The following is a 20204-nucleotide window of genomic DNA, read 5'->3' as shown; positions in this document are numbered from 1 at the left end:
GGTTTGTCTGGAATATGCGCGGCCTCCCTCGCCTCCTTGGGCAAGAAACTTTCCACCAGGGCGAAATAACGCTCATAGAACTGGGTAGCCGATACCGTCTCGCTGGCGACCTTCACCATGGAGTCGTCGGTGGAGCCGATCGGCATCGACACCGAGCCCAGCACGCCTACCCCCAGGCTTGCAGAGTTATTCACCTTTTTGAGCGCGTACCGATCCTGCAGGGCATTGGCGAACATGGTGGAGCGGCGGTTGCTGTCGCTGTCCGGCGCGCAGACCACGTTGAAAGAGATCTCCAGGTGGGTGTCGCCGTTCTGTTGGAAACTCTTGTGCCCGCTGACCAGTTTGGGGTCGCCGCTGGTGATGATGTAGCCCTGGCTGAGCAGCGCCCGCCGCGCCGCCTCGCACGAGGCCGTGTCGCTCACCGGGTAGCTGCGGGAGAAGGTGCCGGAGTCGTCGAAGTTCTCGTGCTCGTAGATCGCCGGCTTCTGTGAAGAGCAGCCGGCAGCGCCGGCCACGATCATGGCCAGCACAACCCCTCTGCGCGAGCGGGTGGCGGCGATGGAATAAGACATGTATGTAACCTGCTAGGTGGTCGGCGCGGCGGCCGTGAGACATCCGCGCGCCCGAGAAAGGGCGAACTTTACTACGCCCAGGCCCTGGGCAAAACCCGCAGGGTTCACAGGCGCCATGGCCGCGCCCAGGCCCATACCGTATATTGCGCTCTTTTGCGCAGCGCACCGGTATGCCCGTGGCTGCCTACGCTGTAGAGGAACCGGCCATGTCCCGCCGCCTGATGCCTTCGATGACCGCGCTGCAGTGCTTCGAGGCCGCCGCACGGCACTTGAGTTTCACCCGCGCCGCGCAAGAGCTGCACCTGACCCAGAGCGCGGTGAGCAAGCAGGTCGCGCAGCTCGAGGAGATGCTCCGCCATCACCTGTTCCAGCGGGTGCGGCGGCGGCTGCAACTCACCCCGGCGGGCTCGCTGTACCTGGCGGAAGTGAACAAGATCCTCACCCAGATCGACATGTCCAGCCGCTATATCCTCTCCTATGGCGCCGAAACCGAAGTGCTGCGGGTCGCGACCCAACCGACCTTCGGCGCGCGCTGGTTGATCCCGGCGCTCAAGGGCTTCGGCAAGCGCTACCCGCAGATCCACCTGGAAATCAGCAATGCGCTGGAACCGTTCGACCTCTCGCAGTCCCGGGCGGACGTTGCCTTCTTCTTCGGCCAGGGCACTTGGCCGGGGGCCACCTGCCTGCCGTTGTTCGGTGAAGAAGTGGTGCCGGTCTGCGCTGCGGAACTGCTCGCCGAGCAGCCCCTGGCCTGCGCCGAAGACCTCACCGAGGTGGTGCTGCTGCAATGCACGTCGCGGCCAGAGGCGTGGCACGAGTGGTTCCTTGCCCAGGGTTTGCATTCGTCCAACAGCTATCATGGGCCACGCTTCGATACCTTTTATATGTGCATCCATGCCGCGGTGGCCGGCTGCGGCGTGGCGCTGATCCCGCGCTACCTGATCGAGGAAGAGCTGGCGTCGGGCAAATTGGTGGTGCCAGTGCCCGCGGCCATGCCCAGCAATGGCTCGCACTTCATTGCCTTCTCCGAACACGCCGCTGAAGTGCCGAAGGTCCGGAGCTTCGTGGACTGGATCCTCGCTCGCTGCTAGGCCCGTGCCCTACCCGCCTCGCCCCAGGTTATCCCGGAAGCTGCGCGGCGACTGCCCGCTGAGCCTGCGAAAGAACCTCGCAAAATAAGCCGGGTCGGCGAAGCCCAGGCTATCGGCAACCTGGTTGATGGTCATGGTGGTGTAGGTCAGGTTGCGCTTGGCTTCGAGCAGTAACCGCTGGTGGATGATCTGCAACGGGGACTGCCCCGCCAGGCGCCGGCATACGCTGTTGAGTTGCGGCACCGACACGCCCACCCGGTGCGCCAGCGCCTCCACGGTCGGCTGCTGGCGGAAGCTGGCCTCCACCTGCTGCTGGAACCTGGCGAGCACGTCCCGCCCGCGCTCCTGGGTTTGCCCAGCGGCCCGTTGTAATTGAATGCGCCGCCCCAGCCACACCAGCGCCACGTTTGCCAGTGCGTGCAGCATCGCCTCACGCCCGGGTTGCGGGCCCTCGTACTCACGCTGCAAGGCGCTGAACAGGCTGTAGAGGTAACTGCGCTCCGCCGCGGCGGGGAGGCAAGCCGGCGCGTTGAACAGGTCCTGGCCCATGCCCGCCTGGGTACGCAGCTGGTCAATCCAGGGCGCAGCCAGGGTAACGACATAGCCTTCCACGTTCTCACTGAACCGGAACCCGTGCACGGCCAGCGGCGGCAAGAATTGCAGGGTCGCCTGGCGCACCACCTGCCGCTCGCCCTCGACCTCGATGACGGCCTCGCCGCGGTGCAGGTAGAGCAACTGGTAAAGGTCGGCATGCCGATGCGGGCGGATCTCCCAGTGGAACACCCGGCTTCGCGCGGAGATGGTTTCACAGTGCAGCAGGTCGGCAATGGGCCAATCCAACCCGTCTCCATACAACTTGAAGGTGGGAACGGGTTCTACCAAGGGTGCGCGCAAGAACTACCTCGACCAGTTCGATAACCGAACGCATTAAGCAAAAGTACCGGTTATTTAGCCGTTTTCACCTGTGCGCCGCAATGAGGTCAACGAAAAATACAGGCATTCCAAACACAATAAATACACGAGACCTTCCATGCACACTCAAGTCGCAATCATCGGGGCGGGCCCGTCCGGCCTGCTGTTGGGCCAGTTGCTCCAGCGCGCCGGTATCTCCAACGTGATCCTCGAACGGCAAACCCCGAGCTACGTGCTCAGCCGCATTCGCGCGGGCGTGCTTGAGCAGGGCATGGTCGAGTTGCTGCGCAAGGCCGGGGTGCACCAGCGCATGGATGCCGAGGGGCTGGTCCATGATGGCTTCGAGCTGGCACTGGGCGGCCGCCGTGTGCATATCGACCTCAAGGGCCTCACGGGCGGCAGGACGGTAATGATCTATGGGCAGACCGAAGTCACCCGAGACCTGATGGCCGCGCGCGAGGCCGTGGGTGCGACCACCCTGTATGAAGCCAGGAACGTCCAGGTACACGACCCGAAGGGCGAGCACCCATGGCTCACGTATGAGCACGACGGCCAGGCGCACCGCCTCGATTGCGACTTCATCGCCGGCTGCGACGGCTTCCACGGGGTGGCGCGGCAGTCGATCCCCGCCGACGCCCTTGAAATCTTCGAACGGGTTTACCCCTTCGGCTGGCTCGGGATCCTGGCCGACACCCCACCGGTGAACGAGGAGCTGGTGTATGCCACCCACGAACGCGGCTTCGCCCTGTGCAGCATGCGCTCGGCGACCCGTACCCGCTATTACGTGCAGGTGGATGCCAACGAGAAAGCCGAGGACTGGTCCGACGAACGCTTCTGGAACGAGCTCAAGGCTCGCCTGCCCCAGGAGCTGGCAGACAAGCTGGTCACCGGGCCCTCCATCGAGAAAAGCATCGCGCCGCTGCGCAGCTTCGTGGTCGAGCCGATGCAGTATGGCCGGCTGTTTCTGGTGGGCGATGCCGCGCATATCGTGCCCCCCACAGGCGCCAAAGGGCTGAACCTGGCGGCAAGCGACGTCAGCACCTTGTTCGACATCCTGCTCAAGGTTTACCGCGAAGGGCGCACCGACCTGCTGGCGAGGTATTCGCAGATCTGCCTGCGACGGGTGTGGAAAGCCGAGCGTTTTTCGTGGTGGATGACCTCCATGCTGCACCGCTTCCCCGGCGCGGATGCATTCAGCCAGCGCATCGCCGCCACCGAACTGGATTACTTCGTCGGCTCCGAAGCGGGGCGCCAGACCATTGCCGAGAACTATGTCGGGCTGCCTTATGAGGCCGTTGACCCCTTGCCCACGCCGGAGCTGCAAGTCCCCGCGCACTGTGCTTAACTGCCGGGGCGGCCAATGGCCATACCTGTAATCATCGGATAAGGCTCGGAGGTCACCATGCGCAACGCCCCTGGGCACTACACCGCAACCGCCAAATGGCTGCACTGGCTCATGGCCGCGGTATGGATCAGCGCCTGGCTGCTGGGGTTTTCAGCGGTGCACTGGCATGCGGTCAATGCGGACCACCAAGTAACCTTCTGGCACAAGGCAATCGCCAGCACGCTGCTGTTCCTGATCGTGCTGCGGATCGGCTGGCGCCTGGCCCACCCCGCGCCTGAGCTGCCGGCCAGCCTGTCGCCGTTCATGCGCCGCGCCGCGCGTCATGGGCACCTGCTGTTGTATGCCGTGGCGCTGCTGGCGTTGCCGGTTTCCGGCTGGCTGTGGAGCTCGGTGGTCGGCCGGCCGATCATGGTGCTTGGCCTGTTCCAGTTGCCGCCCCTGACCGCCGAACACGGCGGCATGGCGCCTTATGTGAAGTTCTTTCACACCTATGTGGCCTGGGCCTGCGGGGCCCTGGTGCTAGGCCACGGGCTGATTGCCCTCAAGCACCACTTCATTGACCGCGATGAGGTGCTCAAGGGCATGCTGCCCGCGCGGCGCGGTTGATGCCGCTCCAGGGTCTCGCCCACTCCGACACCGGCCTGGATTGAACCCACTGGATCAGGGCTGCCCCTTGCCGCCGGACGCACCGAACACCTGGCCGGTGACGTAGCTGGCCTCGGTCGAAGCCAGGGTCACATACAAGGGCGCGATCTCCGCCGGCTGGCCCGGCCGCTTGAGCGGGGTGTCGCCGCCAAAACCCTTGAGGTTTTCCATCGTTTGCCCACCGCTCACCTGCAGTGGCGTCCAGAAAGGCCCAGGCGCCACGGCGTTGACGCGGATGCCCTTGCTGATCAACTGCTTGGCCAGCCCCTTGGTGAAATTGGCGATGCCCGCCTTGGTCATCGCGTAGTCCAGCAGGTTGGCGGAAGGGTCGAAGGCATTGACCGACGCGGTGTTGATGATCGCGCTGCCCTCGGGCAGGTGCGGCACCGCGGCCTTGGTCAGCCAGAACATGGCGTAGAGGTTGGTTTTCACCACCCAGTCGAAGTCTTCATCGCTGATATCCAGGATCGAGTCGTAGCTATGCTGGCGCGCCGCGTTGCTGACCAGGATGTCCAGCCCGCCCAGCCCCTTGATCGCCTGGTCCACCAGGGCACGGCAAAACGCCGCATCGCGCAGGTCTCCAGGGATCGCCACCGCCTTGCGCCCGGCCTGCTGGATCAGCTTCACCACCTCTTGGGCATCGGGCTCCTCGGCGGGCAGGTAGTTGATGGCCACATCCGCGCCTTCGCGGGCGAAGGCAATCGCCACCGCGCGGCCCAGCCCCGAGTCGCCACCGGTAATCAATGCCTTGCGGCCCAACAGGCGGTTGCTCCCGCGGTAGCTGGTTTCACCGTGGTCCGGGCGCGGCTCCATTTTGCCGGCCAGCCCGGGCCAAGGTTGGGACTGCTCCTTGAACGGCGGCCTGGGGTAGGCATTTTGGGGGTTTGCCAACGGGGCCGGCGCACCGCCGGGCGCCGTAGCCGCCTGGCCGCTGGCCGGTATCGCCAGGCCGGCCGCGGCGGCCGTGAGCACGGCGCCCTGCAGCAGGCGGCGGCGCGAGGGTAAAAAGGGTGGCTGGGCCACCCCGCTGTCGGCTTCGGGGGCCTGTTCGGAACGTTCTGGGGTATCGGTCATGGCGCTCGCCTCTGCGGGTGTGTCTGAGGTTGCAGACGAACACCCGAGGCGAGGGTTCCCGCGCCTCGATTACCGGCGCCGAAGGCTCGCCGGGCGGCTTGGCCTGTCCTTTACTCCCGCTAACGCCGTATCATGCGGCGGTTTTTCCAACTGGACATTCGCCATGCACACCCTGCCCTCCTCACCTCACCCACGCGGCTGGTCTTTCTGGTGGAAGCCGCTGCTGTTCTTGCTGGTCGCGGTAGCGGGGCTGTATTACGTCAAGTGGTCGCCTTATTACCTGAAGTCCTTCGTGGCCGCGCAGAACCACAGCATCGGCGCGTCCATCATCGATGACCACCAGGTGGCGCCACTGGCTGCGGCGCTGGCCTATGCGCAGGTGTACTTCCTGGCGATCTGGAAAGCCGCGGTGCTGGCGGTGATCCTGGGCTCGCTGTTGCAGGTGCTGATCCCGCGGGATTGGCTGCTGCGCCTGTTCGGCAAGGCCGGGCTGGGCTCGACCCTGCGTGGCGGCCTGTTCGCGCTGCCGGGCATGATGTGCAGCTGTTGCGCCGCACCGGTCGCCGCGGGGCTGCGCAAGCAGCAGGTGTCGGTGGGCGCGGCCCTGGCGTTCTGGATCGCCAACCCAGTACTGAACCCGGCGACCCTGGTCTTCATGGGCTTCGTGCTGGGGTGGCAGTTCGCTGCCCTGCGCCTGGTGGGCGGCATCGTGCTGGTGTTCGGCGTGGCGCTGATTGCCCAGCGCATTGCTCGGCCGCAAACGCTGCCGGAGCCCGCCGTCGATGCCGTCCAGGCATTGTCGGACGAGCCCACCGGCGGCCTGTTGCAGCGCTGGGCGATCAGCCTGTGGCAACTGTTCTGGAGCACCATCCCGGTGTATGTGCTGGCCGTCCTGCTGCTCGGTGCCGCTCGCGTGTGGCTGTTCCCCCACGTGGACGGCAGCTTCGGCCAGGGCCTGGGCTGGCTGCTGCCGATGGCCATCGTCGGCACCCTGTTCGTGATCCCCACGGCCGCCGAGATCCCGATCGTGCAAACCCTGATGGCCCTCGGGTTGGGTACGGCACCGGCGGTCGCGCTGTTGATGACCCTGCCCAGCGTCAGCCTGCCATCCCTGTTGATGTTGCGCAGGTCCTTCGACGCCCGGGTGCTGTGGGCGGTCGGCGGGCTGGTGATGGTATTTGGCGCGCTGTGGGGGCTGGTGGGCTTGGCGGTGTTGTGAACCATGCCTGCGCCTGTGCAGGCAGCGCCCGGTGCCTGCGGGGTGGCTGCCGGCGCTACGGTTCCCGGGCCTCACCCGGCCCTATAGGGCTCGCCGGCCTGCGCTGGCGCAGGTACTCGATCACCGCGGCGCGCTCGCCGGAGAACTCGATGCGCTCGCCCTTGGCGTCGCGCTGGTAGGCGTACATCGGGTCGTAATATTCCTTCAGCAGGCCTTCGATCCAGCCGCGGTGACCCTCCACCGCCCCGCTGGCCTGCTGCACCCGCAACGCATCGTCCATGATCGTCGCCAGCCGCTGATAGCGCTCACCGCCGAGCCGCTTGGCGATGCCTGCCAGGCTCTGGCGCAAGCGCGCGGCGAAGGCCTCGAAGCCGGGCCCTTCACCCTGCAACGCAACGAACTCGGCGCACAGGCCCACCACGTAATCCCCGAGAATGCGTGCCACCCGGGATTCCAGGCTGTCTTCCAGCCATACCAAAGGGCTGCGTTGCATGCGCCGGAACAGCGACAGCGGCAGGGCACAGCTGCCGATCATGCGGCTTTCATCCTCCACCACGAACGCCGCCTGGCCCTGGGCGCGGCGCTTGAGCAGGTCAATGGCCAGGGCGTTTTCGAAGGCGATCGGCGCAGGTTGTGGGGTAGCCCGCTTGCCGAACCCAGAGCCTCGGTGGTTGGCGAGCGCTTCGAGGTCCACGGCGTTGCTCAGCTCGGCCAGCACCTCGGTCTTGCCAATGCCAGTCATGCCGCCCAGGCACACGAAGTCGCACGTGGCCACGCTGGCTTCGGTCCGCTCGATCAGAAAGGTGCGCAGGGCCTTGTAGCCGCCCACCACCCGGGGGTAGTCGATGCCCGCCTCGGCCTTGAGCCACTGCTGGGTGATCTGCGAGCGCAGGCCGCCGCGAAAGCAATAGAGGTAGCCCTCGGGGTGCGCTTTGGCGAAAGCCGCCCAGGCTTCGATGCGCGCCTGCTTGAGCGCGCCGGCCACCAGCGTGTGGCCCAGGTCGATCGCCGCTTGCTGGCCGTGATGCTTATAGGCGGTGCCGACCCGCTCACGCTCGCGGTCATCCATCAGCGGCAGGTTGGTCACGCCGGGAAAGGCCCCTTTGCCGAATTCCACGGGGGCGCGTACATCCATCATCGGCACGCCTTCGAGGAACAGGCGCTCGAAGGCGGTGGTGTTTTCGGCCATCAGACCACCTCGACCGCGTGCGTGCCGCGGGCAACCATTTCGCCGATCGGCTGCAACGCCAGCCCCAGCTCACGGGCGCAGGCGAGAAACGGCGCCTCATGCCCCGGCGCCACCGCCACCAGCAAGCCCCCGCTGGTTTGCGGGTCGCAAAGCAACAGCCTGGTGGATTCGTCCATGCCGCTCACGCCCGCGCCATAGCTGTCGAAATTGCGTTGAGTGCCGCCCGGCGCGCAGCCCTGGGCCAGGTAATGCTCCACGCCCGACAGCCGCGGCACCGCCTGGGCGTTCAACCGGGCGGTGAGCCCGGCGCCGTCGGCCATTTCCAGCAGATGGCCGAGCAACCCGAAGCCGGTGACATCCGTCATGGCGTGTACGCCCGCCAGGCGGGCAAAGCGGCTGCCGGCGCTGTTGAGGGTGCACATCCAGTCCCGGGCCAGCCCTACGTCTGCCTCGCGCAGCAGGCCTTTCTTTTCGGCGGTGGTGAGAATGCCGATGCCTAGGGGCTTGGTCAGGTACAGCTGGCAGCCGGCGGTGGCGGTGTCGTTGCGCTTGAGGTGGCCCTTCTCCACCAGGCCGGTCACGGCCAGGCCAAAGATCGGCTCGGGGGCGTCGATCGAATGCCCGCCGGCCAGGGCGATGCCGGCGGCGTCACACACGGCGCGGCCACCGCGGATGACCTCGCGGGCGATTTCCGGCGCCAGCACGTTCACCGGCCAGCCGAGGATCGCGATGGCCATCAGCGGCGTGCCGCCCATGGCGTAGATATCGCTGATGGCATTGGTCGCGGCGATCCGCCCGAAGTCGAAAGGGTCGTCGACGATGGGCATGAAGAAGTCCGTGGTGGACACGATTCCGCGCTGCTCGTCGATGCCATAAACGGCCGCGTCGTCACGCGAGGCGTTGCCTACCCAAAGGGCCGGATCGAGGTTTTGCGCCCCGCTGCCAGCGAGAATAACCTCCAGCACCTGGGGCGAAATCTTGCAGCCACAACCAGCGCCATGGCTGTACTGGGTCAGGCGAATGGGTGGAGTCATGACGAGCCTCTCAAAACAAGGATCGGGAGTTTAACATTCATGTGTGGCGCTGTTGACGAAGTGCCATCAAACCAGTCAAGTTGCCGCCCGTGATGCCGATAGCCTAGGCACAACCCTTCCATCTGGCGACGGAGAGCGACCATGCCCCATGCCTGGCACCTGCGCAGTTTACGCGCCGCTCTCGCGGCCGCGGGGCTATCGGCTTGCCTTGCGGGCACGCTGGTGGCCGACCCGCTGCGGGTGGTCACGGAAGAGTTGCCTCCCTACAACATGACCGAAGCCGGCAAAGTCACCGGGCTGAGCACCGAGGTGGTGGAAGCGGTGCTGCGCGAGATGGGGATCGAGGCGAGCATCCAGGTCATGCCTTGGGCCCGTGCCTACGACCTGGCTCTGCATGCCGACAACGTGATGATTTATTCCATCACCCGCACCCCCGAGCGCGAGGCGTTGTTCCAGTGGGCAGGCCCTATCGCGCCGACGCGCTGGTTCCTGTTCTCTACCCAGGCGCGCCCGGTGACCCTGGCCAACCTGCAAGAGGCGCTAGATAAAAGCTATCAGATCGCCACGGTCAACCAGGACGTGGGCGAGCAGTTCCTGCTGAGCAGGCATTTCCAGATCGGCCAAACCCTGCAACAGAGCAATCACTATTCGCTCAACTATGAAAAGCTCAAGCGTGGCCACGTGGCCTTGTGGATCTCCGATGAGCTGAATGCGATCTATACCGCCCGCAGCTCAGGGGACGATCCCAAGCAGGTGCTCTTCCGTAGCCTGGAGCTGCCCGAGCTCGAAGACGGCGGCTTCAGCGTAGCCTTCAGCCCCAACACCCCAGTGAAAACCGTCGAAAGTTTCCGCGCGGCCCTGCAACGGCTGCGCGCGGACGGCCGCTACGACGCCATCGTGCGCAAGTGGTTAGGCCCATGAGCTTCGAGCACTACGACGACCCTACGCACCCGAGCATGACCACCGAGCGCCCGCTGGCGCACCGGCTGGTGGTCGCGACGCTGGTGTTCTGCCTGGCGTTTACCTTTGCCACCGTCAGCGTGCGCACCTGGTTCGCCTGGAACAACGGCGTGCAAACCATGACCAGCGAACTGGGGCTGATCGACCAGGTGTTCCAGGGATCGCTGTCCAAGGCGATCTGGGAAATGGACCGCGACAGCCTCGAGGCGCAACTGCAGAGCGTGGTGCAGGCAGCCCCGGTCGGCCGGGTGACCCTGCGCATCCCTCGCCCGGAGCGCGCCGAAGAAGTGTTGGTGCGCCAGCGTGATGGGTTTCTGGGGACCGGCCCTGCCCCGTCGCTGGAACGCGCGCTGACCATCGCGCCCTATCCGGGCGCGGTGCAACCGGTCGGTACCTTGTTGATCGAGGGGGACCCGGGCCTGCTGCGGCAACGCCTGTGGAAGGAAGTATGGACCATCATGCTCACCCAGGTGATCCAGGCCCTCGCCCTGGCCGGGATCACCATGCTGATGTTCAACGGCCTGGTGACCGTGCATGTGCGCCATATCGCCCAGCACCTGGAGCGGCTCACCCCAGCCAACCTGGCCGAGCGCCTGCGCCTCGACCGGCTGGGCAGCCGCAACGACGAGCTGGACCTGCTGACCGAGCGCATCAATGGCCTGCAGGACAACATGGCCCAATACCTGGCATTGCAGCGTGAGGCGGAAGTCGCCCTGGCCGCCAGCCGCGACCACCTGGCGCTGGAGGTCGAGCAGCGCACCGCCGAACTGGTCAGCGCCAACGAACAGCTGCAAAACCTGTCCCGCCTGGACCCGCTCACCGGCCTGGCCAACCGCCGCTATTTCGATGAGCTCAAGGATGCCGAATTCAACCGCGCCCTGCGCAGCGGGCGGCCGTTGACCGTGCTCATGTGCGACGTGGACTTCTTCAAGCGCTACAACGACACCCACGGCCACGGCGGCGGCGACCGTTGCCTGCAGGAAGTGGCGAGCACCATGCAAAGCCTGTTCATGCGCAGCGGTGAAGTGATCGCGCGCCTGGGCGGCGAGGAGTTCGCCGTGTTGTTGCCGGGGCACGATGCGAACCTGGCGCGCCAGGCCGGCGAGCGCCTGCGCCAGGCGCTGGCGGCCAAGCGCATGCCCCATGGGGCGTCGCCGATCTCCCCTTACCTGACGGTGAGCATCGGCATCGCCGAGCTCGACCCGAGCGCCATGACCATATTCGACCAACTGCTGCATCGCGCTGACGAAGCGCTGTACCGGGCTAAAAATGGGGGCAGGAATCAGGTATGCGAATGAATTGTCTGCAATCGCGCCGCGGCTATGGCACGCGCCTTCGCCACGGCATGGCCACCCTGCTGCTGGCGCTCGCCGCCGGCCAGAGCCAGGCCGTGACCTTGGAGGCAGTCACTGAAGACTCCTCCTACAGCTACCTGGAGAACGGCAGGGTCGCAGGGCCCGCAACGGCGGTGGTGACGGCGACCCTCAACCGTGCCGGGCTGTCCGACTACCGGCTGATGCTCTACCCCTGGGCGCGTGCCTATGACATCGCCCTGGCCGAACCCAACGTGCTGATCTACCCGATCATTCGCACCCAGGAACGTGAAGCGTCGTTCAAATGGATCGGCGAGTTCGAAGAGATCCAGACAGTGCTCTACAAGCTGCGCCGGCGTACGGACCTGCATCTGCATGAGCTGGCCGATGCCAAGGCGTATGACACCGGCGTGGTACGGGATGACGTTCGCCATCAATACCTGCGCGACTCGGGGTTCACCCGGCTGGTGATGTCTGCCACGGCCATGGACAACTTCCGCAAACTGCTTGCGGGCCAGGTCGACGTCATCCCCCTGTCGCCCCGGGACGCCCGGCGCTTCTGCGAGCAATTGCACATACCCTTCGAAGAGCTGGACCCGGTGATGACCCTGGAGCAGATCACCGCGCATGCCTACCTTGCGTTTAGCCTCACCACCCCCGACGAGGTGGTGCGCCGGGCGACCGAGGCGTTCGACCAGCTCAAGCAAGACGGCGAGCTGCAAAAGCTCATGACGCCCCGCTAGCAGGCCACGGCTAGCCGGCTGTTTCGGCAGGAAAAAACTCACCTTCCAACTGCTGCTCGCGCAGGCGCTGCTCCAGCGCCGGCCGAACCCGGGCTGCGGTCGCCGGCGACAATGGGTCGGCCACACGCAGCCAAACCCGCCGAACGTTTTGCTCGTGGGTCCCTTCGCTGAGCATGTCGTGGCTCACCACCGGCCGCCCCCGCCAAAGGCACAGGCCATCAGGGTGTTCGTTGGCATCGGGGGCCGCCTGGGGTGACACCAGCCACAGCTCCACCGCCCCTCTCAGGTCCGCGGTGTTGATATGGTCTTCATCGATAGCTATGTTCATGGGGCTCCAGGGTGTAAACAAGGGCGTTACCGTTCGAGTTTACCGCCCGCTCCGGGTTCATTTGGCTGGCCGTCCCGGGCGGTGACCTGAGGCGCTCCGTCGCCACAAGGCGGCCCACCGAGAACAAGGAACTGCGATGAAACTGTTCTATCTGCCTGGCGCCTGCTCCCTGGCCCCGCATATTGTTGTGCGTGAAACCAACACCGACACGACCTTGGTCAAGGTCGACCGCGCCACCAAGCAAACCGAAGAAGGCCAGAACTACCTCGACGTCAACCCCAAGGGCTACGTTCCGGCGCTGCAGCTCGACGACGGCAGCGTGCTGACCGAGGCGCAGGTGGTGCTGCAATACCTCGCCGACCTGAACCCCGACAGCGGCCTGGCCCCCGCGCCGGGAAGCCCGGAGCGCTACAAGCTGCAGGAGTGGCTGAGCTTCGTGTCCACCGAGCTGCACAAGAACATGGGCTCGTTCTTCAACCCCAAGCAAACCCCCGAATGGCGGGAGGCGGTGACCGCCCTGCTGGGCATGCGCCTGGACGTGCTGGTCAAGATGCTGGGCGACCGGGAGTTTGTTCTTAACGGCTTCACGGTGGCCGATGCCTACCTGTTCACTGTGCTCAACTGGGCGGGCAAGGCGAAGTTCGATCTCAGCCGGTGGCCTACCCTGGTGGCCTATCACAAACGCGTGGGGGAACGCCCTTCGGTACAACAGGCAATGAAAGAGGAAGGGCTGCTTTAATCCGCACCCTCGCCTGTGGGAGCGGGCATGGCCCGCGACCACCCGCACGATGCGCATCATTGGCGGGCGCCCCCTTATAACCGCACCCTACTTCGAGGCCAGATGAACCGTTCCCAGGCATTCTTGCAATTGCACGTCGCGGCCATGCTTTACGGGCTTTCGGCCCTGTTTGGCCAAGCGCTGACTGTCAGCCCGGTGATGATCGTGTTCGGCCGCGGCCTGTTCGCCCTGGCCGTGTTGCTGCCGCTGTGCGCCTGGGCGGGGGGAGGCCAGAGGCTGAGCCTTGCCGAGCGCCTGAAGCTGATGCTGTTGGGGGCAGCGCTCGCCGTGCACTGGTTGTTGTTTTTCCTTGCCATTCAGGTCGGCGGCGTGGCCGTGGCCACGCTTGGCTTCGCGACCTTCCCGGCCTTTACCGCGATCAGTGAGCGGCTGCTGTTCTCGCAGCCGATGGCGGGAAAAGACTGGGCGATCATCGTTCTGGCGAGCCTGGGGCTGGTATTGATCGGCCCTGCCGACGGCACCGGTGGCGGAGCCCTGGCGGGGCTGGGCTGGGGCGTGCTCAGCGGCGCGACCTACGCCGGCATCGCCATCGTCAACAAGCGCTTGCACATCCAGGCGGGCGGCCCGCAGTCCAGCCTCTGGCAAATGATCGGCATTGTGCTGCTGTTGCTGCCCTTCGCCAGTGGCCAATGGGCCGCGGTCAGCCCGCGCGACTGGTTGCTGCTCGCAGGGCTGGGCGTGCTCTGCACCGGCCTTGCCTACACGCTGTTCATCACGTCGCTCAAGCATGTGAGCGCCAACGTCGCGGCCGTGGTCATCGCCATGGAGCCGGTATACGCCATCGCCGGCGCCTGGCTGCTGTTCGGGGACCACCCCACCGTGGCGATGCTGGCCGGTGGTGCGTTGATTCTCGGCGCGGTGGCCTGGGCCGGCAGGCGCAGCGGGGCGGTGGCCGCTGAGCCCGCTTAGGCGGTTTGCCTAGCTGCCGGCGTCGCCGTGGGCTTCTTCGAAGAAGTAGTCCTTCCAGCTGGCGGCTTTGTTCTTGAGCACGCCCAGTTCTTGCAGTTGCTCGGCATAGATATAGGTTCGCTGGGGCACCACGGTGAAATCGATCTCCGGGTCCTGGACGATCTTCTCGATGAACGGCAGCGGCAGCTTGGATTGCTCCACGCGCAGGTAGGTCTGCGCGGCGGCGGGCTTGTCTGCCTGGATGATCTGCGCGGCCTCGGCCAAGGCCGCATAGAAGGCTTTGTAGGTTTTCGGGTTGTCGTCGTGGAATTTCTGCGTGGTGTAGAGCACGTTGAAGGTCGCCGGCCCACCGAGGATGTCATAAGAGCTGAGCACCTTATGCACCTTGGGGCTTTCCAGCTCCTGGTACTGGAACGGCGGGCTGGAAAAGTGCGCGGTCACTTCCAGCCCGCCGGAGATTAGCGCCGAGGTGGCGTCTGGGTGGGGCAGGCTGATGGACAGGTTATCGAAGCGCTTGAAGTCCGCCTTGCCGAACACCTTGGCCGTTTCCAGCTGCAAGGTACGGGACTGGAACCCCACCCCTGCGGCCGGCACGGCGATGCGGTCCTGGTCGGTAAAATCCTGCAAAGTCTTGACCTCGGCGCGGTTGCTCAGCAAGTAGTTGGGCATCGAGCCCAACGACGCGATGGCTTTGACGTTCTGTTTGCCCAGGGTGCGGTCCCACAGGGTCAGCATGGGCGGCACCCCAGCCGATACGACGTCCAACGCGCCGGCGAGCAAGGCTTCGTTCATCGCCGTGGCGCCGGAGATGCTGTTCCAGTCTACGGTGATGTCTAGGCCCTGCGCCTTGCCATGCTTCTCGATCAGGTGTTGGTCACGGACCACATCCAGAATCAGGTAACCGATGCCGAACTGCTGGGCGATGCTGATTTTCCCTTCTGCCTGCGCGCTGCCGGCAGCCGTGCTGCCCATCATTGCCGCCAACAGGGCGATAGTGCGTACCGAAGCCATGGAAGCTCTCTTCAAAGGGGAAAGAGGCGCCGAAGCGCGCTGCGCCAGCCCAAATCAGGCCGGCCCGTTCAGCTTAGTGGCATAAGAATATTAGTTTAAATACCTTTACGGCATATCCATATGACCAGGCCCTATCGGCGTCACTCATGTGCGCAGCGCGACCCAAGCCTGCACCGACGGCCGCTGCCACTGCTCGCGCACATAGGCCACCAACCGCTCGGGCACCGGGTCGCCGTGGCTGACCAGGCGATTGAGCATCAGCGCCAGGTCGAGGTCCGCCAGGCTCCACTGGCCGAACACGTTGCCCTGCCCTTCCGGCACTAGCGCCTCGGCGCAAGCGAGCAACTTGGCCGCGGCGGCTTGCGCGGGCTCGGACAGGGCTTCGCCGCGGGCCCCATAGAACACCACTTCGGTGGAGCGTTCCTGGCGCAGCGCGGCGAGGTCGCTGCGCAGCCAAGCCTGCACCTGGCGGGCCCGGGCGCGCGATTGAATATCGGCGGGATACAGTGGTGCCGCGGGATAGAGTTCATCCAGGTATTCGGTGATCGCCGAAGATTCCGCCAGGGTGAAGCCGTCGTGAACAAGCGTTGGCACCCGCTGCGTAGGCAGCGCCTGGGCGAGCCGCCCTGTGCGCTGCTCGGCGGCGTCCAAGTCGACCCGCACAACATCGAAGGCCAGGCCCTTCTCATGCAGTGCCACATACACGGACATCGCATAAGGGCTGGTGAAGCGGGCATCTACGTACAAGGTAAAGGGGGTGGCGACCATGCCATTTGCTCCGTTGGGTGGGCCGGAAGCTGAGCATAGGAGCGGGGCACGGAGAAATAAAATGCAAAGAGTTCATCGCTGCCATGCCCGCCAGGAATGCATCGCAGCGGCCTACACCGCCGTCCAGCCGCCGTCCATGCTCCAGGCCGCACCGCGCACCTGGCGGGCGGCGTCGCTGCAGAGGAAGCGCACCAGTTCCCCCAACTGCTCAGGCGTCACGAATTCCAGCGAAGGTTGCTTTTCGGCCAACAGTGCGTGCTTGGCCTGCTCCGGGCTCAGCCCCCCAGCGGCCTTGGCGTCGATCTGCCGCTGCACCAGCGGGGTGAGCACGAACCCAGGGCACACCGCGTTGCAAGTGACATCCAGCGTCGCGGTTTCCAGCGCGACCACCTTGGTCAGGCCCACCACGCCATGCTTGGCCGCCACATAGGCAGCCTTGCCCGCGGAGCCCACCAAACCGTGAGCGGAGGCGATGTTCACGATACGGCCCCAGCCGCGTTGCTTCATGCCGGGCAGGCACAGGCGGGTGGTATGGAACACCGAAGACAGGTTGATGGCCAGGATCGCGTCCCAGCGCTCGGCGGGGAAGTCTTCGACTGGCGCAACGTGTTGGATGCCGGCGTTGTTGACCAGGATATCCACGCCGCCGAATGCCGCCTCGGCGGCTTCGATGAGGGCGGCGATCTGCTCGACCTGGCTGACGTCGGCGGCATGGTGCACCGCCTTCACGCCGGTTGCGCGCACGTGGTCGAGCGCGGGCGTTGGGTCGCCGAAGCCGTTGAGCACCAGGTTCGCCCCGGCCTCTGCCAAGGCCAGGGCGATGCCCAGGCCAATACCACTAGTGGAACCGGTGACCAGCGCGGTCTTGCCGTGAAGCTGCATGCCTTTCTCCTTTGGGGCTGCCTATGCCTACACGTTAGCGGGAGCATGCCCATGCGCCAGCAGCCAGGGAAAAGATTTGCCGGCTAGGCTCTGTACGAAATGTATTGGCACTCAGTGAGGCTGCGTTGAAAACCGGCTCGGAATGCTCATTTACACCCAGGTAAACTCCGCTTGCTCACTGCACGAACCCGGCCTGCGCGGCCCGGCCAATTTTCGTCTTGCCTGGGCGGCCCGCTTTACCTCGTTCCAAACCCTTTCGTATAGGGCCTAGTGCAGCGCCATCGGCGCCGCGCCCGGTTGCGCGATCGGGGCCCCATAGCGCCGGGTCGACCAGCCGCACAACGCCAGGCCGGCAAGCGCGAGCCCGCCCCCCACCCAGCCAACGTAGCCTACGCCGAGCCCGCTGGTGACGATGCTGCCCAGCAAGGCGCCGCCACCAATGCCAATGTTGTAAATGCCCGAGTGCAGCGCCATGGCTACGTCGGTGGCGTCCGGCGCCAGGTTGAGTACCCGGGCTTGCAACACCAGGCCAAAGCACATGATGAACACGCCCCAGAGCGCACTTTGCAGCGCCAGCGCCGGCAGCGACCCGGCCACAGGGACCATCGCCAGCAGGCAGGCCGCCAGGCCGGCGAGCACCGCGAGCAGCAGCGCCCGCGGGAAACGGTTGTTGTAACGGCTGAACAGCACCGAGCCGAGGATGCCCGCGCCGCCGAACACCAGCAGCAGCCCGGTGGTGGTCTCGCCACGCAGCTTGGCCACCAGCGCCACGAACGGCTCGATGTAGGTGTAGGCGGTGAAGTGGGCGGTCACCACCAAGGCGGTTAGCACATATTGCAGCATCAGCGCCGGGCGCTTGAACAGCACTGGCAGGCTGCGCAGCGAACCGGAGTTCTGGCTGGGCAGCGCCGGCAGGGCCCGCACCAGCACCACCAGCGTGGCGCAGGCGGCGATACCGATGGCGGCGAACGTCACCCGCCAGCCGAAGGCCTCGCCCAAGACGCGGCCCAGCGGAATCCCCAACACCATCGCCAGCGACGTGCCGGTAGCCAACAGCCCCAGCGCCTGCACCTGCCGGCCAGGGGGCGCCACGCGCACGGCCAGGGAGGCGGTGATCGACCAGAACACCGAGTGCGCGAAGGCAATGCCAATGCGGCAGGCCAACAGCGAGGCAAAGCTGCTGGCGAACGCCGACAACAGATGGCAAGCCACGAACACCACGAAGATGATCACCAGCAAGCGACGGCGCTCGACGTTACGGGTCAGCAGCATGATCGGCAGGGAAATCACTGTCACGATCCAGGCGTACACAGTCAGCATCAGCCCGACCTGCGCGCTGCTCATCTCGAAACTTTCGCCTATGGCCGAGAGCAGCCCGACGGGAACGAATTCGGTGGTATTGAAGATAAAGGCCCCGAGGGCCAGGGCAATCACGCCTAGCCAGCTCTCGGTAGCGGGGGTTGCCTGTGTACTCATGCGGGTCACTTGAATCCAATGTGCAGACATGGAACGGAAACCACCCCAACGCCTGGGCGCGCGCATGCCGCCAATGGCGGTTGGGCCAAGGCAGGCATGCGGTCTGATTATTATTGAGATGGCATTGCGAGGGGTGCTCGAGCCGCGATGCTACCTTGCCCAGCCGCCAGGGGCAATTTCCCTGGCCTGGCGGGGCCTCCCCGCGCCGAGATGTCGGCCGGGCCCCCAGGGGGGTGCAGGCGCTGGCGCAAGCCTGCGAACCCAGGCCGAGCCTCTGCCCGTTACGGCTCGCCTCGCCATTCCCGCTCCAGCACCTGCATCAGCTCCGCGGCGGGCAGCTCCCGCGCCAGGGGTGCGCCCTGCCCGGCCCACTGCACCGCGAACGCATCGCTGCCCTTGGCCGCGGCGGCGGCGGCCAGGGCCTTCTGGGCGTCGTAGGCGCGCGGGTAATCCGGTATGCCAGCTTGCCCAAGGCTGCTGAAGTTGCGGTTCGCCAGGCCCCGGGCCGGGCGGCCGGAAATGGCCGCCGTGATCTGGGTATGGTGCCCTCGCGGGCCCACCAGTGCCTGCCGGTATGCGGCACTGGCGGCGGACTCCGGGCAGCGGATAAACGCCGTACCCAACTGCACCGCGCTCGCTCCAAGGGCGAGGCAGGCGCGGATCCCGGCGCCATCCATGATGCCGCCGGCGGCGATCAACGGCAGTGCCACCCGCTGGCTGAGCAACCGCAGCAGTGGGAGGGTTGCCAGTTGCGTTTCCGTTGCGGGGTCGAAGGTACCGCGATGGCCACCGGCTTCATAACCTTGGGCAATCAGGGCATCCATGCCAGCGGCGGCGGCCCATTCGGCTTCTTCCAGGGAAGTCACGGTGCAGATCAACAGGCAACCGGCCTGCTTGAGCGCCGTGACCGCATGCTCGGGCGGCAGGCCAAAGTGAAAACTGACCACCGCGGGCCGCTGCTCCACCAGCAGGGCGAGCATGGCGTCGTCGCCGATAAAGCTGCGATAGATCTCGCGCAGCTCGGCCGGTGGGCTGGCCTCGAATTCGCCGAACAGGGGCGCCAGCTGCGCCAGCCATTGGGCTTCCAGCACCGGCTGGGCTACGGCCGGCCGATGGCAAAACAGGTTGAAGTTGAGCGGCCCCGCGGTGTGGCGCCGCGTCTCTTCGATCAATGCCCGGGCCTGCTGCACGGTGCTCGCCCCCAGCCCCAAAGAGCCCAAGCCGCCCGCGTTGGACACCGCGGCCGCGAGGGCCGGCGTGGAAACCCCGACCATTGGCGCCTGGATGATTGGCACCGCAAGGTTGAGACGAGCAAGCAATGGTTCCGACATGAAGGGCCTCGGCAAAAGAACGGTACTGCAAGGGTAAACGCTTTCACTGGGACTGCCAGCGGCAGAGCACCCAGGCCTAGCTCTCACCCTAAAATCCATTACACTACTTAACTATTTACCGATTCGAGCCCGCTCGCCCATGGTCGCTGCCCCCGATGCATTCTCCCCACCCAGCCTGCCTGGCCTCGATGACCTGGTCGGCTATGCCCTGCGCCGCGCTCAAATCCAGGTGTTCCAGCACTTCGTCGAGCAACTGGCCGCCTACGACCTGCGCCCGGCGCAGTTTTCGGCACTGGCGATCATCGACGACACCCCCGGCATCACCCAGGCCGAGCTAGCCCGCGGCTTGGCGATCGAGCCACCTCAGGCCGTTCCTCTGCTCAACAAGCTCGAAGCCATGGGCCTGGCCGCGCGGATTCGCAGCAAGGCAGACAAACGCTCGTATGGGCTGTACCTGAGCAAGGCTGGGGAAACCCTGCTCGCCGAACTGCGCCAGGTCGCCGCTCGCAGCGACGCCGCCGCTACCGCCAACCTCAACGAGACCGAGCGCAGCCAGTTGCTGCAGTTGCTGCGCAAGGTCTATACCCACGCACTGTAGGCGCG

At 65.7% G+C, this 20204-nt stretch carries 21 protein-coding genes; 10 read left to right on the top strand and 11 right to left on the bottom strand.

The genetic code is table 11. The features are described from left to right. Positions 1–572: DUF2242 domain-containing protein (locus OGL93_RS13735; RefSeq protein WP_263263258.1), on the bottom strand; the 572-nt coding region annotated here is incomplete at its 3' end. 206 nt (positions 573–778) lie between these two features. On the opposite strand from OGL93_RS13735, the gene gcvA reads away from it, so the two are divergent. Continuing rightward, positions 779–1663 (top strand): transcriptional regulator GcvA, encoded by an 885-nt coding sequence (gene gcvA / locus OGL93_RS13730; RefSeq protein ID WP_263263257.1) that lies wholly within the window; start codon positions 779–781, stop codon positions 1661–1663. A 9-nt stretch (positions 1664–1672) separates the two neighbouring features. Here gcvA and OGL93_RS13725 read toward each other — a convergent pair whose 3' ends face one another. Continuing rightward, complete coding sequence (locus OGL93_RS13725) at positions 1673–2503, bottom strand: helix-turn-helix domain-containing protein (protein WP_263263256.1); 831 nt, start codon at positions 2501–2503, stop codon at positions 1673–1675. Between the two features lie 190 nt (positions 2504–2693). On the opposite strand from OGL93_RS13725, the gene pobA reads away from it, so the two are divergent. Then, positions 2694–3920, top strand: coding sequence for a 4-hydroxybenzoate 3-monooxygenase (pobA, locus tag OGL93_RS13720; RefSeq protein ID WP_263263255.1), 1227 nt, complete (start codon positions 2694–2696; stop codon positions 3918–3920). A gap of 57 nt (positions 3921–3977) precedes the next feature. Then, positions 3978–4526 (top strand): cytochrome b, encoded by a 549-nt coding sequence (locus OGL93_RS13715; protein WP_263263254.1) that lies wholly within the window; start codon positions 3978–3980, stop codon positions 4524–4526. Between the two features lie 54 nt (positions 4527–4580). On the opposite strand, the gene OGL93_RS13710 is transcribed toward OGL93_RS13715, so the two are convergent. After that, a complete protein-coding gene (locus OGL93_RS13710) occupies positions 4581–5639 on the bottom strand; it encodes an SDR family oxidoreductase (protein ID WP_263263253.1) in 1059 nt (352 codons plus the stop codon). A 163-nt stretch (positions 5640–5802) separates the two neighbouring features. Between OGL93_RS13710 and OGL93_RS13705 the strand changes: the two genes are divergently transcribed. Continuing rightward, positions 5803–6858, top strand: coding sequence for a permease (locus OGL93_RS13705; RefSeq protein ID WP_263263252.1), 1056 nt, complete (start codon positions 5803–5805; stop codon positions 6856–6858). Positions 6859–6913: 55 nt separating this feature from the next. Here the strand turns inward: OGL93_RS13705 and mnmH are convergent, their stop codons facing one another. Together mnmH and selD are read right to left on the bottom strand one after the other, a co-directional pair. Continuing rightward, a complete protein-coding gene (gene mnmH / locus OGL93_RS13700) occupies positions 6914–8047 on the bottom strand; it encodes a tRNA 2-selenouridine(34) synthase MnmH (RefSeq protein ID WP_263263251.1) in 1134 nt (377 codons plus the stop codon). Next, positions 8047–9081 (bottom strand): selenide, water dikinase SelD, encoded by a 1035-nt coding sequence (gene selD / locus OGL93_RS13695; RefSeq protein ID WP_263263250.1) that lies wholly within the window; start codon positions 9079–9081, stop codon positions 8047–8049. The genes mnmH and selD overlap by 1 nt, the downstream gene beginning before the upstream one ends. Positions 9082–9222: 141 nt before the next feature. On the opposite strand from selD, the gene OGL93_RS13690 reads away from it, so the two are divergent. Genes OGL93_RS13690 through OGL93_RS13680 form a run of 3 tightly spaced genes read left to right on the top strand, consistent with a single transcriptional unit; the run spans position 9223 to position 12097 of the window. Next, the gene (locus OGL93_RS13690) at positions 9223–10002 is read left to right on the top strand and encodes a transporter substrate-binding domain-containing protein (RefSeq protein ID WP_263263249.1); all 780 of its coding nucleotides are present in this window, start codon (positions 9223–9225) and stop codon (positions 10000–10002) included. Then, entirely contained in the window at positions 9999–11339 is a 1341-nt protein-coding gene (locus OGL93_RS13685; RefSeq protein ID WP_263263248.1) for a diguanylate cyclase, read from the top strand. Before OGL93_RS13690 ends, OGL93_RS13685 begins: the two co-directional genes overlap by 4 nt. After that, positions 11330–12097 (top strand): transporter substrate-binding domain-containing protein, encoded by a 768-nt coding sequence (locus tag OGL93_RS13680; RefSeq protein WP_263263246.1) that lies wholly within the window; start codon positions 11330–11332, stop codon positions 12095–12097. Before OGL93_RS13685 ends, OGL93_RS13680 begins: the two co-directional genes overlap by 10 nt. Before the next feature lie 10 nt (positions 12098–12107). On the opposite strand, the gene OGL93_RS13675 is transcribed toward OGL93_RS13680, so the two are convergent. Further along, positions 12108–12425, bottom strand: coding sequence for a hypothetical protein (locus OGL93_RS13675; protein WP_263263245.1), 318 nt, complete (start codon positions 12423–12425; stop codon positions 12108–12110). A gap of 136 nt (positions 12426–12561) precedes the next feature. Here OGL93_RS13675 and gstA point away from each other — a divergent pair, with 136 nt between their 5' ends. Next, on the top strand, positions 12562–13164 hold the full coding sequence (gene gstA / locus OGL93_RS13670; protein ID WP_263263244.1) for a glutathione transferase GstA: 603 nt from the start codon (positions 12562–12564) through the stop codon (positions 13162–13164). A 102-nt stretch (positions 13165–13266) separates the two neighbouring features. Continuing rightward, the gene (locus tag OGL93_RS13665) at positions 13267–14133 is read left to right on the top strand and encodes a DMT family transporter (protein ID WP_263263243.1); all 867 of its coding nucleotides are present in this window, start codon (positions 13267–13269) and stop codon (positions 14131–14133) included. A 9-nt stretch (positions 14134–14142) separates the two neighbouring features. On the opposite strand, the gene OGL93_RS13660 is transcribed toward OGL93_RS13665, so the two are convergent. From OGL93_RS13660 to OGL93_RS13640, 5 genes are all read right to left on the bottom strand, one after another. Continuing rightward, the gene (locus tag OGL93_RS13660) at positions 14143–15144 is read right to left on the bottom strand and encodes an ABC transporter substrate-binding protein (RefSeq protein ID WP_263263241.1); all 1002 of its coding nucleotides are present in this window, start codon (positions 15142–15144) and stop codon (positions 14143–14145) included. 144 nt (positions 15145–15288) lie between these two features. Continuing rightward, positions 15289–15912, bottom strand: coding sequence for a glutathione transferase (gene yfcF, locus OGL93_RS13655; RefSeq protein ID WP_263263240.1), 624 nt, complete (start codon positions 15910–15912; stop codon positions 15289–15291). A 111-nt stretch (positions 15913–16023) separates the two neighbouring features. After that, positions 16024–16794, bottom strand: a complete 771-nt coding sequence (locus OGL93_RS13650) for a 3-hydroxybutyrate dehydrogenase (RefSeq protein WP_263263239.1) — start codon at positions 16792–16794, stop codon at positions 16024–16026. Positions 16795–17061: 267 nt separating this feature from the next. Continuing rightward, a complete protein-coding gene (locus OGL93_RS13645) occupies positions 17062–18270 on the bottom strand; it encodes a sugar transporter (RefSeq protein WP_263263238.1) in 1209 nt (402 codons plus the stop codon). A 281-nt stretch (positions 18271–18551) separates the two neighbouring features. Then, positions 18552–19601, bottom strand: coding sequence for a nitronate monooxygenase (locus OGL93_RS13640; RefSeq protein WP_263263237.1), 1050 nt, complete (start codon positions 19599–19601; stop codon positions 18552–18554). Between the two features lie 139 nt (positions 19602–19740). Here OGL93_RS13640 and OGL93_RS13635 point away from each other — a divergent pair, with 139 nt between their 5' ends. Continuing rightward, positions 19741–20199, top strand: a complete 459-nt coding sequence (locus OGL93_RS13635; protein ID WP_263263236.1) for a MarR family transcriptional regulator — start codon at positions 19741–19743, stop codon at positions 20197–20199. The last annotated feature ends 5 nt before the right edge of the window (positions 20200–20204 follow it).

It is taken from the genome of Pseudomonas sp. RIT-PI-S (genome assembly GCF_025642975.1).
Lineage (GTDB): Bacteria > Pseudomonadota > Gammaproteobacteria > Pseudomonadales > Pseudomonadaceae > Aquipseudomonas.
The sequence above is the reverse complement of the archived record's forward strand: the minus strand, read 5'-3'. Positions and strand labels throughout refer to the sequence as shown.

Coding starts and splice junctions, on each gene's coding strand:
- gcvA (WP_263263257.1), top strand. CDS start 779: ATGTCCCGCCGCCTGATGCCTTCGATGACCGCGCTGCAGTGCTTCGAG.
- pobA (WP_263263255.1), top strand. CDS start 2,694: ATGCACACTCAAGTCGCAATCATCGGGGCGGGCCCGTCCGGCCTGCTG.
- OGL93_RS13715 (WP_263263254.1), top strand. CDS start 3,978: ATGCGCAACGCCCCTGGGCACTACACCGCAACCGCCAAATGGCTGCAC.
- OGL93_RS13710 (WP_263263253.1), bottom strand. CDS start 5,639: ATGACCGATACCCCAGAACGTTCCGAACAGGCCCCCGAAGCCGACAGC.
- OGL93_RS13705 (WP_263263252.1), top strand. CDS start 5,803: ATGCACACCCTGCCCTCCTCACCTCACCCACGCGGCTGGTCTTTCTGG.
- mnmH (WP_263263251.1), bottom strand. CDS start 8,047: ATGGCCGAAAACACCACCGCCTTCGAGCGCCTGTTCCTCGAAGGCGTG.
- selD (WP_263263250.1), bottom strand. CDS start 9,081: ATGACTCCACCCATTCGCCTGACCCAGTACAGCCATGGCGCTGGTTGT.
- OGL93_RS13690 (WP_263263249.1), top strand. CDS start 9,223: ATGCCCCATGCCTGGCACCTGCGCAGTTTACGCGCCGCTCTCGCGGCC.
- OGL93_RS13685 (WP_263263248.1), top strand. CDS start 9,999: ATGAGCTTCGAGCACTACGACGACCCTACGCACCCGAGCATGACCACC.
- OGL93_RS13680 (WP_263263246.1), top strand. CDS start 11,330: ATGCGAATGAATTGTCTGCAATCGCGCCGCGGCTATGGCACGCGCCTT.
- OGL93_RS13675 (WP_263263245.1), bottom strand. CDS start 12,425: ATGAACATAGCTATCGATGAAGACCATATCAACACCGCGGACCTGAGA.
- gstA (WP_263263244.1), top strand. CDS start 12,562: ATGAAACTGTTCTATCTGCCTGGCGCCTGCTCCCTGGCCCCGCATATT.
- OGL93_RS13665 (WP_263263243.1), top strand. CDS start 13,267: ATGAACCGTTCCCAGGCATTCTTGCAATTGCACGTCGCGGCCATGCTT.
- OGL93_RS13660 (WP_263263241.1), bottom strand. CDS start 15,144: ATGGCTTCGGTACGCACTATCGCCCTGTTGGCGGCAATGATGGGCAGC.
- yfcF (WP_263263240.1), bottom strand. CDS start 15,912: ATGGTCGCCACCCCCTTTACCTTGTACGTAGATGCCCGCTTCACCAGC.
- OGL93_RS13650 (WP_263263239.1), bottom strand. CDS start 16,794: ATGCAGCTTCACGGCAAGACCGCGCTGGTCACCGGTTCCACTAGTGGT.
- OGL93_RS13645 (WP_263263238.1), bottom strand. CDS start 18,270: ATGAGTACACAGGCAACCCCCGCTACCGAGAGCTGGCTAGGCGTGATT.
- OGL93_RS13640 (WP_263263237.1), bottom strand. CDS start 19,601: ATGTCGGAACCATTGCTTGCTCGTCTCAACCTTGCGGTGCCAATCATC.
- OGL93_RS13635 (WP_263263236.1), top strand. CDS start 19,741: ATGGTCGCTGCCCCCGATGCATTCTCCCCACCCAGCCTGCCTGGCCTC.